At 37.0% G+C, this 14,802-nt stretch carries 14 protein-coding genes; 6 read left to right on the top strand and 8 right to left on the bottom strand.

Annotation, left to right across the window (positions count from 1 at the left end; translation table 11 throughout):
• Positions 1–79: 79 nt before the first annotated feature.
• The 3 genes from tagO to AC3WTI_RS20250 all read left to right on the top strand — a co-directional run bounded on the left by tagO (position 80) and on the right by AC3WTI_RS20250 (position 4,878).
• Positions 80–1,153: a UDP-N-acetylglucosamine--undecaprenyl-phosphate N-acetylglucosaminephosphotransferase TagO gene (gene tagO / locus AC3WTI_RS20260; RefSeq protein WP_016718934.1), complete on the top strand. Its 1,074-nt coding sequence runs from the start codon at positions 80–82 to the stop codon at positions 1,151–1,153.
• A gap of 207 nt (positions 1,154–1,360) precedes the next feature.
• Positions 1,361–2,098 carry a polysaccharide deacetylase family protein gene (locus AC3WTI_RS20255; RefSeq protein WP_087959278.1) on the top strand — a complete coding sequence of 246 codons (738 nt, stop codon included), beginning with the start codon at positions 1,361–1,363 and terminating at the stop codon, positions 2,096–2,098.
• 104 nt (positions 2,099–2,202) lie between these two features.
• The gene (locus AC3WTI_RS20250; protein WP_087959276.1) at positions 2,203–4,878 is read left to right on the top strand and encodes a sigma-54-dependent transcriptional regulator; all 2,676 of its coding nucleotides are present in this window, start codon (positions 2,203–2,205) and stop codon (positions 4,876–4,878) included.
• A gap of 180 nt (positions 4,879–5,058) precedes the next feature.
• On the opposite strand, the gene exsM is transcribed toward AC3WTI_RS20250, so the two are convergent.
• Complete coding sequence (gene exsM / locus AC3WTI_RS20245; protein WP_087959275.1) at positions 5,059–5,472, bottom strand: exosporium regulatory protein ExsM; 414 nt, start codon at positions 5,470–5,472, stop codon at positions 5,059–5,061.
• Positions 5,473–5,661: 189 nt separating this feature from the next.
• On the opposite strand from exsM, the gene AC3WTI_RS20240 reads away from it, so the two are divergent.
• Positions 5,662–6,843, top strand: coding sequence for a chromate transporter (locus tag AC3WTI_RS20240; RefSeq protein WP_087959274.1), 1,182 nt, complete (start codon positions 5,662–5,664; stop codon positions 6,841–6,843).
• 38 nt (positions 6,844–6,881) lie between these two features.
• Here the strand turns inward: AC3WTI_RS20240 and chbG are convergent, their stop codons facing one another.
• The 5 genes from chbG to AC3WTI_RS20215 form a co-directional block, all read right to left on the bottom strand.
• Positions 6,882–7,586, bottom strand: coding sequence for a chitin disaccharide deacetylase (gene chbG / locus AC3WTI_RS20235; RefSeq protein ID WP_144488549.1), 705 nt, complete (start codon positions 7,584–7,586; stop codon positions 6,882–6,884).
• A 59-nt stretch (positions 7,587–7,645) separates the two neighbouring features.
• The gene (gene celF / locus AC3WTI_RS20230) at positions 7,646–8,971 is read right to left on the bottom strand and encodes a 6-phospho-beta-glucosidase (RefSeq protein ID WP_000145767.1); all 1,326 of its coding nucleotides are present in this window, start codon (positions 8,969–8,971) and stop codon (positions 7,646–7,648) included.
• A 3-nt stretch (positions 8,972–8,974) separates the two neighbouring features.
• Positions 8,975–9,298: a PTS lactose/cellobiose transporter subunit IIA gene (locus AC3WTI_RS20225; RefSeq protein ID WP_000989053.1), complete on the bottom strand. Its 324-nt coding sequence runs from the start codon at positions 9,296–9,298 to the stop codon at positions 8,975–8,977.
• Between the two features lie 183 nt (positions 9,299–9,481).
• Positions 9,482–10,789: a PTS cellobiose transporter subunit IIC gene (celB, locus tag AC3WTI_RS20220; protein WP_087959271.1), complete on the bottom strand. Its 1,308-nt coding sequence runs from the start codon at positions 10,787–10,789 to the stop codon at positions 9,482–9,484.
• 16 nt (positions 10,790–10,805) lie between these two features.
• On the bottom strand, positions 10,806–11,108 hold the full coding sequence (locus AC3WTI_RS20215) for a PTS sugar transporter subunit IIB (RefSeq protein WP_001023569.1): 303 nt from the start codon (positions 11,106–11,108) through the stop codon (positions 10,806–10,808).
• 401 nt (positions 11,109–11,509) lie between these two features.
• On the opposite strand from AC3WTI_RS20215, the gene AC3WTI_RS20210 reads away from it, so the two are divergent.
• Together AC3WTI_RS20210 and speD are read left to right on the top strand one after the other, a co-directional pair.
• Positions 11,510–12,658, top strand: coding sequence for a polyamine aminopropyltransferase (locus tag AC3WTI_RS20210; RefSeq protein WP_492304390.1), 1,149 nt, complete (start codon positions 11,510–11,512; stop codon positions 12,656–12,658).
• Between the two features lie 27 nt (positions 12,659–12,685).
• Positions 12,686–13,057, top strand: a complete 372-nt coding sequence (gene speD, locus AC3WTI_RS20205) for an adenosylmethionine decarboxylase (protein WP_087959268.1) — start codon at positions 12,686–12,688, stop codon at positions 13,055–13,057.
• Between the two features lie 110 nt (positions 13,058–13,167).
• Here the strand turns inward: speD and AC3WTI_RS20200 are convergent, their stop codons facing one another.
• Complete coding sequence (locus AC3WTI_RS20200) at positions 13,168–13,485, bottom strand: PTS sugar transporter subunit IIA (RefSeq protein ID WP_087959267.1); 318 nt, start codon at positions 13,483–13,485, stop codon at positions 13,168–13,170.
• A 9-nt stretch (positions 13,486–13,494) separates the two neighbouring features.
• A complete protein-coding gene (celB, locus tag AC3WTI_RS20195) occupies positions 13,495–14,796 on the bottom strand; it encodes a PTS cellobiose transporter subunit IIC (protein WP_048528124.1) in 1,302 nt (433 codons plus the stop codon).
• Positions 14,797–14,802: the final 6 nt, after the last annotated feature.

Raw genomic sequence — 14,802 nt, 5'->3', positions numbered from 1 at the left:
AGCCTGTAAATAAACATCATAATTTTCAGATAAATATATTTTTAAAAATTACGTTAGACTATAAAAGGGTGGGGTATTAATGGACTCACAAGTGATTTATGCCATTTTGGCATCTTTCATCACTGTACTCGTCGTTACTCCTTTAGTTATTAAGTTAGCTTTTAAAATAGGAGCAACAGATAAGCCAAACGCTCGTAAAGTGCACCAAAAGATTATGCCTCGTCTTGGCGGGTTAGCGATATTTATTGGTGTGGCTGTAGGATTTGTTGTCGGCGGCTTATACGAACAAAGAATGTTATCGATAACGCTAGGTGCGATTATCATTGTAATCATCGGTATTTTAGATGATATGTACGAGTTATCTGCGAAGGTAAAATTCGGTGGACAACTACTAGTTGCCATTATGATTGTTAAAAGTGGATTATTAGTGCAAGTATTATACATCCCAATCCTCGGGGATACTGAACTTGGATGGCTCGCTTATCCAATTACAGTATTTTGGATTGTAGGTATTACAAATGCAATCAACTTAATTGATGGCTTAGATGGATTATCTGCTGGTATTTCATCTATCGTACTTGCAACGCTAGCATATATGGCCTTCACTAGCCCATGGGGCACTGGAGCTGCTATTATCTTACCACTAGCATTAATTACATTAGCAAGTACAATCGGATTTTTATTCTACAACTTCCATCCAGCAAAAATCTTCATGGGAGATACAGGCGCACTATTTTTAGGATACTGTATTTCTGTTATATCGTTACTTGGATTATACAAAAGTGTAACGTTATTCAGCTTTATCGTTCCAGTTATCATTTTAGGCGTACCTGTATTTGATACGACATTTGCAATTATTCGTCGTATCGTAAATAAAAAACCTATTTCAGCACCAGATAAATCGCATTTACATCACCGTTTACTTGCAATGGGCTTCTCTCATCGTAAAACGGTACTAATTATATACGCATTCGGTATTTTCTTTAGTGTAAATGCAATTATTTTCTCTAGTGCAACACTATGGTTATCCATTATTCTTCTTTTCGTTTTAATCTTCTTTACAGAGATTATTGCTGAAGTAATTGGGCTTGTACACGAACGTTACAAACCACTTATTTCCTTTTATAAAAAAGTGAAAAAACGCGAAGACTAATTGTAGTATAGCCTTTACAATTATGAAATATTCAAATAGCATCCTCCTTCTTATAAGAGGATGCTATTTTTTATTCTTTACTCCTCATTTTATATTTCCAAAATATAGTTTGTTTGAGAGTCCCACTATTGGAGAAAGATATACATAATAGGAAAAGGATTATATTTTCTTTTTTACATCTTGATTGTCAAACTGAGGGTGAATGTTATGATCAAGCGAGTATTCCAATACACTATTTTATTTTTAACGATTACGATGTACGCGTCATCTTATGCAGGAGCAACTACAATTCCCCCTGCTGAACATCATCCAAATACCGAAACTACCTCTTCTACCCAAAAGATCGCGTACTTAACATTTGATGACGGACCAAACAAATATACTACGCAAATTTTAAACATCTTAAAAGAAAAGAACGGAAAAGCAACTTTCTTTGTTATTGGTGGTAAAGTACCACATTATAAAAAAACAATGCAACGATTAATTAAAGACGGACATTATATCGGACTTCACAGTATGTCACACGATGTAAAACGCCTTTATACTGGTGATCCATCTGCTTTAATTACAGAAATGGAACAAACACAAAACATCGTTCAGCAAGTTACAAAATTAAATACACATCTCGTTCGTGTCCCGTACGGTAGCATGCCATACTTGAAAAAGAATTACCGTGATGCACTTGTATCAGCTCAGTATAAAATGTGGGATTGGACAATCGATACATATGACTGGAAAAGCTATGACAATCCATCTGCCATACTTGAAAGAGTACGTAATCAGAGCGATGAACAAGTTGAAGTAATTTTAATGCATGACTCGAGTGTAACTGTACAAATACTGCCACAAGTAATTGATTACTTACAGTCACAAGGGTACAAACTTCTTCCTTATAATCCATCTTCCCACCTGAAAGTGAACTTTTGGAAAGACACAAGATTGTAACAGCTTTAGTGCTTATATACTAAAGCTGTTTTATTTTTCTCTTCCCACCTTTCCCATTTTTGTGTAAACTTTTAAATAGTGATGAAGTTTCGAGGTGAATAGAAATGAAACGAATAGATCTCATTTTTAACGCAATACAAAAAGGCAATTATACAGAAGGTGTAACCGCATCAGAACTAGCTACCCTGTTGCAACTAGATCGAGCCAATGTAAGTAGCGACTTAAACAAACTTGTAAAAGATAAACGTTTATTAAAAACAAATACGCGTCCTGTTCGTTTTTATATAGAAACGAACGCTTCATTGGAAACGCATTCAAAAGAAGTGACTTCATTAGATACATTTGCAATTGAAAATACGAGCCTTAAAATCGCAATTGAAAAAGCGAAAGCTTCTATTCTCTATCCTCCAAACGGTATGCATACTTTACTGCTCGGAGAAACAGGAGTCGGAAAGTCTATGTTCGCTTCTTTAATGCACGAATATGCAATTGAAGTTGAACAACTTCCTAAAAATGCACCATTTATCGTCTTTAACTGTGCTGATTACGCAAATAATCCACAGCTACTACTCGGGCAGTTATTTGGGATTAAAAAAGGAGCTTATACAGGGGCAAGTGATCAAAAAGGGTTAATTGAAAAAGCACATGAAGGGATCCTTTTCTTAGATGAAGTACATCGTCTTCCTCCAGAGGGACAAGAAATGCTTTTCACCTTTATTGACCGCGGAGTATACCGTCGCCTTGGAGAAACAGAAAACGAACGTAAAGCACAAGTATTAATCATTACTGCAACAACAGAAGAACCAAATTCATTTTTATTAAAAACATTTACAAGACGTATCCCGATGACGGTTACGCTGCCACCACTTCGTGAGCGTACACATAAAGAACGCTTTGCTTTACTACAACTATTTTTCACAAATGAAGCAATCCGCCTGCGAAAAGAAATTCACGTCAGTCCGAATGCAATGCGTGCTTTCGTCTTTTACAATTGTCCTAATAACATTGGTCAATTAAAAACGGATGTACAAATTGCCTGTGCCAAAGCCTATTCTGACTTCGTGACAAAGAAACGTGATTCTGTCTATGTTTCAAGTACAGATTTACCTTGGTATATGAAAGAAGGGCTATTCATTGAAAGAAAGAGCCGTCATCTATACCAAATACCGAATGAAACATTTATATTTACAGTTGATGAAGGTTGGAGTAATCATAAAATAGAAAATGAAAAACAGTCTTCTATTTACGATTATATTGATTATAAATATGAAGAACTTCAAGCTCGCGGTATCGAAGAGGAAGAATTAGAATTACTAATCGAAAATGATATTCAAAGCTTTTTCGTACAATATTTTAACCAAATGTCCAAAAAAACAAGTCATGAAAATGTTTTTAAAATTGTGGATCGTAATATCGTTTCCGTTTGTGAAAGAATTGCTGAACTTGCTGAAAAGCATTTATCTAAGACGTTTGATGAAAAGGTATTTCTCGCTTTAAGTTTACATGTACAGACAACTCTACAACGTTTGCAAGCTGGAAAACAAATTCATCATCCACAATTAAATCAAATTCGTACGAAATATAAAGAAGCTTTTTCCGTAGCTATGCAATGCATTCAACTACTGGAGGATGAATTACAAATAACAATGCCTATCGATGAAGCCGGCTTTTTAACAATGTTCTTCGTTGTTGATCCAATTCCTGCCTCACAAACAGAAGTAAAAGTATTAATATTAGCGCACGGTAACGGCATCGCAACCGAGATGGCAAATGTCGCAAACGAACTGCTCGGCATTGATGAAGTAACCGGTATCGATATGCCGTTACATGAATCGCCGAAAGATTTCTTAGAACGTGTGAAAGTGTATATGAAAACACTCCAAAATGTAAACGGGCTCCTCTTACTCGTTGATATGGGATCGCTCGCTTATATTGGTGATATATTAGAAACTGAGTTCAAAATTCCGGTGCGTGTTCTTTCCATGACAAGCACCCCACACGCATTAGAAGCAGCTCGAAAAGCTCAGCTTGGCTACTCGTTAGATGCATTATATGAAACAGTGAAGAATTTAACACCGTTTTACTTAAACGTACAAGAAGAAAAGAAAAAGCCACTATCACCAATGAAATCTGTTATTTTGACAGCTTGTTTAACTGGGGAAGGCAGTGCTTTAGCTATTCAAAAAATGTTGGAGAACTATTTGCGATTTGACAAAGACTTAATTGAAATCATTCCGATTAGTATCGTCCATGAAAAAGATTTAACAAAAATGATTGAGAACATAAAAAAAGAGCGGAATATTATTTGTATTGTCACGAATTTCGATGTGCAGGTGCCATGCTTAACATATCATTTCCAAGACATTGTAAACTACACAGCAATACAACCAATTCAAGAATTAATTACGTATGAAGAAACATATGCAAAGATGGCTGATATTCTTGAACAACAAATGCAGCGTAACGACGGAGCCCTACTTATTAAAACAATTCGTTACGCATTAAATACAATTCAAGAATTAATTTCCTTACAGCTAACTCCTGACAGTTTAATGGGTGTTATTCTTCATATGAGCTGTATGGTTGACCGTCTTCAAAAAGGAGAAAGCCTTCTCCCTCATCCAGATAAAGAGAAACGCAGACAAGATGAATACTGGATGTATATGAAAGTGAAAAAAGCGTTGCAGCCAATTGAAAATACATTTGAAATACAAATACCTGATGACGAAGTGTTTTATGTTATGGACTTCTTCATTAAAAATCAGCCTGTAAAAAATTAATCGAGGCAGTTCTTTAGTATATTGACTGTAACTTGGATTATATCAGCGATTTTTCGAATATATCGGCGTAACTCAGATTATGTCAGCGATTTCCAATATATATCGATTTACCGACAATAACCGATAAAATTTGCACCTTATAGCAGAAAAGGCTGTTCCAAAATATGGACAGCCTTTTTTCTACTTCTTTACTTTCCTGATTCTTCCCCTAATTTCGCCCTTCTTATTGGACTTCGTATACACATTTACATATACATTCGCCTGCATGATTTCTTGCAGTAAGCTATCAAACGCTCTCCCCTGTAACGGCCCTTCAAAATCTTCCACATTAGCTACACCAGTAACGACTCCTTCATTTACACTAATTCCTTGCTTTAACGGACCAAATAAACTTAAAACAACTGGGCCAATTTGATCCGCTTTCCCTAAATGAATTTGGCATGATGTAACTTTTTCGATGTTTTTCAATATGACCCGATATTGTAATTTCTTTAAATCACCACTAAATATAAACTCTGCTACACCAAAAGCTTCTGTATTTACAGGAGGTATTTCCCTCTTGCCTGTTAACCTCGCAAAGAAATGTGTTGTCATACGGGCATTCTCCTCATATAAATTTCCCAGCACTACTTCTACTACTTTATGGTTTATACATATTCATTTATGACTTTTTCAAGTTTTAATTACGAAGAAAAGATTCACACAATCTTTACATTAGAATCGTTCCTTTTGCTTCACTCCCTCTTGTATAATGCACTTAGAAAAACATTCTAGGAGGGCATTTTGGAAAATAACAAATACACTTTTCGCACATTATTAGAGATCTTTCTCGTCTCATTTAAATTAGGACTTACTTCGTTTGGTGGCCCTGTCGCCCATCTCGGCTATTTCCACCACGAATATGTACAAAAAAGAAAATGGATGGATGAACGAAGCTATGGAGATTTAGTAGCATTATGTCAATTCCTTCCTGGTCCTGCTAGCAGCCAAGTCGGTATGGGGGTTGGATTATTAAGAGGCGGGGTATTAGGATCTATTATTTCATGGATTGGATTCACTTTACCGTCTGTGCTTGCTTTAGTTTTCTTCGCCTCATTCCTTAATCAGTTTGACCTTGGAAATGCTGGCTGGATTCATGGACTAAAACTTGTAGCCGTCGCTATTGTTGCTCATGCCATATGGGGAATGGCACAAAAATTAACGCCAGACCGAAATCGTGCGACGATCGCCATTGTAACTGCCGCAATCGCCTTATTATGGCCAAGTAGCTGGACACAAGTCACCCTTATTATAATATCTGGCTTTATCGGCTGGTTTTTATATCGCAACCAACCAATTAGCCAATCTCAACATATAAAAGTACCTATTTCAAAAAAGATAGCAGTTTCTTGTCTAGTCTTATTCTTTGGACTATTACTGCTGCTACCAATATTAAGACCGTTCTCCTATTACATCGCTTTATTTGATAGTTTCTATCGCTCTGGGGCACTTGTATTTGGAGGCGGACACGTCGTGCTTCCCCTTCTTGAAGGTGAGTTCGTACAAAACGGAATGATGACGAAAGAACAGTTTCTAGCTGGATACGGATTAACACAAGCCGTACCAGGCCCACTATTTACATTCGCTTCTTATATAGGCACAGTGTTAAACGGGACGCTTGGGGCCATACTCGCAACAATTGCGATTTTTCTTCCAGCTTTCTTACTCGTTATTGGTGTTTTACCATTTTGGGACAGTGTAAGAAAAATATCTTTCATACAAGGGGCACTACTCGGGGTCAATGCAGCTGTTGTCGGTATTTTATTAGCGGCTTTTTATGATCCTATTTGGACAAGCACAATTATGAACGCTGGAGATTTCGTTTTTGCGTCTCTTCTATTTTGCTTGCTCGCTTTTTGGAAAACACCACCTTGGGTTATCGTTATACTCGGAGCCTTTGGCGGATATGTTCTATCCATTTTATAAATAAAAAACGACGGCATGGTATAGCCGTCGTTTTTCTATTAAAACTTCACAAGCTCTATTCCTTCAGGCAACTCGTTCTCTGTTAAAATACGCAATTCTTTCACGCGATCCATTACGTAAGAAGAACGCTTCACAAGCTCTGGATCAATATACGCTGGATGAACCATAATTTCTACCGTTTGTTCATCTTGTACTCTTTCTTTTAACTTCACAAAGTAATCTTCCGTCACACCATCCGCATAAAAGTCACTGTAAAATACGTCAGAAAACGGGCGTACTGCTCGCTCTTTCTCACAACGACGAATCGGAACATTATATGTAGCTGCTAATCTCTCCAGAACATCGTGCAAAATTGGTAAGCTGTGCACATGATGGTGACTATCTAAATGAGTTGGTGTTAATCCGTAAGATAAGAATTTCTCAATTTGAGCAGTCCATTCTCGCTCGACTTCTTCTGGGGTTACCTTCCCTTCCCATACGACGCTTTGTTTATGAAACAACCCATCGCTACTTACAAGTGATGGTACGTCTCCAAGAAGCGGTTTCCCTGCTGTTAATACGAGATGTACGCCTACTCCTAGCGTGTTATGCTCTTTCGCTAAGTGTACCGCATGCTCTGTTCCTGGCATATTCATCATCATCGTCGTTGAATTTACAAGTCCATTTATATGCCCATCAATAATGCCGTAATTTGTACCTTCTGTAAGACCGAAATCATCTGCGTTTACAATTAACTTAATCATCATAATACCTCCTAATAAAGTGGGATAGAATAAAAAAAGCGGGCTAAATAGCGCCGCTTTTATTTCTCTACCTTTTTGAAGAATTGCGGAAGATGTTCTTTATGCGCTTCCAACATTTCATCTAAAATTTGTTTTGCCACTTTATCTGATGGTACAAGTGGATTAATTGTCATAGCAAGCAGTGCTTTATGATAATCCCCTGTAACAGCAGCTTCAATTGTTGTGCGCTCAAATGATTTAATTTGCTGTACTAAACCGCGAACTGGTACTGGAAGATCTCCAACTGCAATTGGTTTTGGACCTTCTTTCGTAATAATACAGTTCACTTCAACAGCCGAATCATGTGGTAAGCTTGCAATCGTTCCGTTGTTTCGTGTATTAACAGGCTGGATATCACCTTTATTATTGTAAATAGACGTAATTAAGCTACATGCTGCGTCACTATAATAAGCGCCGCCACGTTTTTCTAATTGTGGTGGTTTAATATCTAAGTTCGGGTCTTTATATAACTCGAATAAATCATCTTCTAATTGTTTTACTACTTCTGCACGTGTACCTTTTTCAACTGAAGCTTCTTTCTCTTCTTCTAACATTTCACGTGTTTTGTAGTAGTAACGATGGTATGGACATGGAATTGCACGAAGGCCTCGAATAAAGTCTGGCTCCCAGTTAAGCGCTGCAATATTTTCCATCGTAATTTGCTTTTCTGGATCTGTTACAAGCTCTAACACACGATCCATTACACTTACGCCATCTAAATATACGTCTAATCCGTATACCATGTGATTTAAACCTGCAAAATCAACGTGGACACGACTTGCATCTACTTCAAGTAATCTTGCAAGACCCATGCGGATTCCGATTGGAACGTTACATAGACCAACTACTCTTTGAATATTTGTATAGCGAAGGACAGCTTCTGTTACCATACCAGCTGGGTTCGCGAAGTTAATTAACCACGCATTCGGACAAAGCTCCTCCATATCCTTACAAATATCTAAAATAACAGGAATCGTTCTCAACGCTTTGAATAAACCACCAGGACCATTCGTTTCCTGACCGATTACATCATATTTTAATGGGATTGCTTCATCTTTTGCACGAGCTTCTAATAAACCTACGCGAAGCTGCGTTGTTACGAAGTCAGCACCTTTTAACGCTTCACGACGATCAAGTGTTAAATGTACCTCGATTGGTAAACCAGATTTTTTCACCATACGTTTCGCTAAGTTACCAACGATTTCTAACTTTTCTTTTCCTGCCTCAATATCTACTAACCAAATTTCACGAACAGGAAGCTCATCATAACGCTTAATAAATCCTTCAATTAACTCTGGTGTATAACTAGATCCACCGCCGATTGTAGCAATTTTAATTCCAGTCATGCTTTATTCCCCTTTCGCTTCTAACTTTTTATAAAGGTCAATAAATTCTGTTGCTAATTCTTTCACTGTAATCGCATTCATTAAATGATCTTGTGCGTGAATTAAAAGAACACTAATCTCTGTTTTTTCTCCTCTTGCTTCTGATTGTATGAGCTCTGTTTGGAAATGATGCGCTTCATTAATTGCTTCTTTCGCCTTTACCATTGCTTCATCAGCCTCTGCCATTTTCCCCTGTTTGGCAAATTGAAGTGCCTCCATCGCAAAGCTTCGTGCATTACCACTATTTAAAATTAATTGGAATGGAATTTGTTCTGCTGTAGTCATCATTATTACCGCCCTCTCTATTATGGTTCAACCGATTTACATACCCCTTCAGTTTGAACATTTCTATTAAATTATTATTTTATAAATGATAGTTTGGTGTTCTTGTAGATGGGTCTCATCTTTCTGAACATGGTATAAAGGTGATTGTTCTCACAGATAATGTTACCTGTGAGAACAATTACTATGTTACATAGGTACAGAGTTGTTATTTCCTTGTGCTGCTGCTTTTTCAGTACGAACAACAGAACGGTCGCATAATACTACGAATGGATAGTAGATTGCCATCGCAATTACAAAGTTGAATAACTGTAGAATTGCACCTGAAAGATGTCCACCTGTTACAAGATAACCACTAATAATTGGTGGTGTTGCCCATGGAATCATCACAACTGTTTTTGGTACCCAGCCAATAGATATAGCTGTATAAGAAGTAATTACTAATACAATTGGTGTTATGATAAACGGTAAGAATAAAATTGGATTTAAAATAATTGGTGTACCAAAGATTACTGGTTCGTTAATGTTGAATGCACCAGGACCAATTGATAAACGAGATACACCGCGTAATTGCGCACTTTTCGCTACAAGTAATACAACGACTAAGAACGCTAATGTTGCACCAGAACCACCAAGATATACGAAAGTATCAAAGAATGGTTTTGTAACAATGTTTGGAACATCAAATGCAGATGTACCACCTTTGAATAAATTCATGTTTTTCTCTAATGCCGGTAAGTATAATGGCTCAATAATACCACCAACGATATTTGGACCATGTAAACCGAAGAACCAAAGAAGATGAACAAGGAGTACAATGACAATTGCACTTGGTAATGTCCCTGCTAAACTTTGCAGTGGTGATTGAATCGTATTAAAGATAAATTCATGAACACTTGTACCAGCTAATTTCACTGCTAATTGAATACCTGCAACTACTGTTAAGATAACAAATGCTGGAACTATAGCTGCGAAAGATCTTAAAACTGCTGGTGGTACTCCATCAGGCATTTTAAAAGTAATGTTTCTTTGTACAAAGAAACGGAATACTTCAGTAACAAGGAGTGCCACAATAATTGCTACGAATAACCCTTGTGCACCTGTCCAAGCTAAGTTCAATCCGCCTTCTTTCGGTGTTGTTGGCGTAAGAATAATTAACGCACCAAATGAAATAATACCTGCTGACAAACCATCAACGCCGTAAGATTTTGCTAAGTTATAACTTGTTGTAAATGCTATGATTAGTGCTAGAATCGCAAAAGAACCAGTCCACATTCCACCGCCAACTTGTTTCCAAGTTTCACCAAACAAACCTTTCATGAAATCTTGGAAAGCTTCAGATGGAAAACCATTAATTAGTGATGCCAGTGCACCAACTAAAATAAGTGGCATAACTGCAATAAATCCATCACGGATCGCAGCTAAGTGACGTTGCGATCCGATTTTACCAGCGACAGGAACAATATATTTCTCCATGAATGCAATAAACTTTTGCATTTCGCTTCCCCCCTAATTATTTTTTAAGTGTTAATGCGTGATCTAAAACTGCTTCTCCATTCATCATGCCGTAGTGCATTGGATTAATAACATCGATTCCAACATTTCTCTCATCAGCAAGCGTTTTCATTGAAGACAGCATGTAACGAACTTGTGGTCCTAGTAATAATACATCTGCTTGATCGATATTTGTTTTTACTGCATCCCCAGATACAGCCCAAATCTTTCCTTCTAGACCGCGAGCTTTTGCAGCCGCTTCCATTTTTGTAACTAGTAAACTTGTAGACATCCCTGCTGAGCAACATAATAAAATATTCATTTGAAAATCCCCCTTGTGTAGTATAAAAAATTTATGTTTTATTTATTTTTCTTTACGCTATTTATTAATGCAATTAGCGTGCCAACTTTTTAAAACCACTAAAATCAGCACTTTTTCGACTGTTTTCTTTGTGTGTTAACGCTTTCAATTAGTGTGTCACCCAAAAAACACACAGTGTGTTATAAAACAACACGCTTTTAACACATAACTGTATAAAAATAGATTAGTTTTTAGTTGTCTAGTTGTATTTAAAATAAAAAAACACTAAAAAATTTTTTTCAACGTGAAAATCTAGTAAAAAATAAACCTCTCTTGAACACACTCTTCTATCTATTGTCCAAGCAAACTCTACTAGATTACATAGAATAGAATAAAATAACACAATTCGAAAGGGGATTCCTATGCCAAAACATAGAAAACAGAACAAAATAAAGATTTATAGAATAACTAGCTATAAAAAAGACAAGCGCTCTGAATTAGACTATGACAAATTTGAACTAGAACAAGAGGAAATAGAAACTAAGCAGGACAAACAAGACAAACACGATAAACAAGATAAACAAGACAAACACGATAAACAGGACAAATACGATAAACAGGACAAATACGATAAACAGGACAAACAAGAACACTCAGAACCTACAATAGAAACAAACTCATATAACTTAGATATATGGGATGAAATTTCGCTAAAAGAAATACAAGCTGGTGAACATACAAGTTTATTTACAGAACAAAGTAATTACCAAAATATTAATTTGTTACAAGTAAGCGATGTTCGTTTATATTTGGACAAGCAACTACAATTTAGTTCCGTCGATGAGCAAATTTATCATGAAGCACTTGTTCATCCAATTATGTCAAAAGTAATTGATCCAAAGCGTGTTCTTATATTAGGTGGTGGCGATGGTCTTGCTTTACGAGAAGTTTTGAAATATGAAACTGTGCTACATGTAGACCTTGTTGATTTAGACGGATCGATGATTGATATGGCTCGTAACGTTCCTGAATTAGTTTCTTTGAACAAAAGCGCATTTTTTGATAATCGTGTGAACGCACACGTATGTGATGCAAAAGAATTTCTGAATTCTCCTTCCTCTTTATACGATGTAATCATTATTGATTTTCCAGACCCAGCGACAGAGTTGTTAAGTACTTTATATACAAGCGAACTTTTTGCTCGTATAGCTACGTTTTTAACAGAAGATGGCGCGTTCGTCTGCCAATCTAATTCACCTGCTGATGCACCTCTAGTATACTGGAGCATCGGTAACACAATTGAACATGCTGGATTAACTGTGAAAAGTTATCATACAATCGTTCCTTCTTTCGGAACTGACTGGGGGTTTCATATTGCTGCTAATTCTGCCTATGTACTCGATCAAATTGAGCAATTATATGTTGTACCAACTCCTCGAACATTACCTTCTCTTCTCTCTCCTTTATTTCAATTTAAAGAAGAGCATCTTGAACAGCGCAATCTTGCCCTTTTAAATTCCGAATCGAATCTTATCCTACACGAATGTTACAAAAAGGAAATGGAATTTTAACGATATTATAGTGAGGAGTGCTACCTTATGGAATACTCTACTTTCGGTAAACATATAATAGTAGATTTATGGGGAGTGGACTTTTCTCTATTAGATGATGTTCGCTTTTTAGAATATCATTTAGTTACCGCTGCAAATTGTTCTGGTGCCCATGTTTTAAACGTAAGTGCAAAAGAATTCGATCCGCATGGTGTTACTGTTTTAGTTTTACTATCTGAAAGCCACCTTTCTATTCACACTTATCCAGAAAAAAACTTTGCAGCCATTGACTGTTACACGTGCGGTACGACCGTTGAACCGCAAATAGCGATCGATTATATCGTGAGTATATTAAAACCAAATGAGATGAATATAAAAAAACTAATTCGTGGTATAGGGGAGATTGTGACTACCGATTAAATATCAACCTTACTCATTTGTAAAAAGGAGGATTGTAAATACCATCAGTGGATCGAACATTCCACTGATGGTACAGAAACATACATAAAAAAACCTTGCATACGCAAGGTTCATTCATTCACCGACATCTTCCTATACAATTCTACAAATTCACTCGCTAACTCCTTCACCGTAATCGCATTCATTAAATGATCTTGCGCGTGGACCATCAGAAGGGTAACTTCAGTCTTTTCACCACCAGCTTCTTTCTGTATGAGATCCGTTTGTACACGGTGCGCCTCTTTTAATTCCTCTAACGCTTCTTGTAATTTAGCTTCTGCTTCTGTAAACTCTCCACGCTTCGCACAATCAATTGCTTCCATTGAACAACTTCGCGCATTTCCCCCATGCAAAATTAAATGAAAAGCCTTCGTTTCTATCGTATCCATTTTAGTTCTCTACTCCCCCTTTTCTTCCGCCACTTTTTGTTTATCCCATATTTTTAAGAACGGTAAATAAATGAAGAATGCAAGCGCAAAGTTAACAAGTTGTAAAACAACACCTGAAAGTTTCCCGCCCGATCCTAAATATCCACTAAAAAGAATCGGTGTCGTCCAAGGTACAGCCGCTCCACTCGGACGAGCAACTAATCCCCATTCCATTGCAAAGTAAGAAACAATTGTTAACACAACTGGAACCAAAATAAATGGAATTAATAAAATTGGATTCATGACAATTGGCATCCCAAAAGTTACCATCTCATTAATATTAAATATACCAGGCGCAATTGACAATCTACCTATACTTTTTAATTGCTGACTTCGGGCAAATAATAACATTCCTACAACTAAAGCAAGTGTTGCACCGGAACCGCCCATATAAATCCATAAATCAAAAAACTGTGCAGTAATCGTATTTGGTATATCTTGCCCTGCTTGGTAAGCAACTCGGTTTTGATCCATTAACGACAACCAAACGGGACTCATTACACCACCAACAATAGTAGCTCCATGAATTCCACATGACCAAAGAACATGAACGAGAATAACAGCTATTATTGCGCCCCAAAGACTAGCACCAAGTACACTAAGTGGTTCCTGTAAAATTTGCCCCACAATATTATGGATACTGCCAAAAGAAGTATTTTCTATAATTAAACGTAAAATCCAAATAACCGTTACAACAATAAATCCTGGAACAAGTGCGGCAAATGAACGTGTCACAGCTGGTGGAACTGTCTCTGGCATCTTTATAATTATCTTTTTTTGTACAATAAACCGATAAAGCTCAGTAGATATAAGTGCAATAATCATTGCTACAAATAACCCTTGGCTCCCCATTAATGCAGCTGGGATAGCACCTTCTACAAGTACACTCTCTTTTGTACTTGGTATAATATATGCAACTTGAAATGGCGTCGCAAGTAAAAACGTCACAAGCGACAATGCCCCGGATGCTAAAGCGTCCACTTTATAATATTCTCCAAGTCTGTAAGCGATTCCAAAAACAGCTATTAAAGCCATTATATTAAAAGTTGCACTAACTGGATACCCCAAAGCCCTCTGCCAATTCTCCCCAAACAAGCCTGCCATAAAATCATTATAACCTGGTATTGGTAAAGCACTAATGATGAGGAAAAATGATCCTATAATTAAGAAAGGCATTGTCAATACAAGTCCATCACGAATCGCTAGCAAGTGCCTCTGCTCCGCAACCTTCCCTGCTACTGGCATTACATATTTCTCTAAAAACCGTATCATCTATCC

It is taken from the genome of Bacillus sp. EB106-02-03-XG38, from assembly GCF_058792175.1.
Note: the sequence above shows the minus strand (reverse complement) of the source record. Positions and strands in the feature narration are given on the sequence as shown.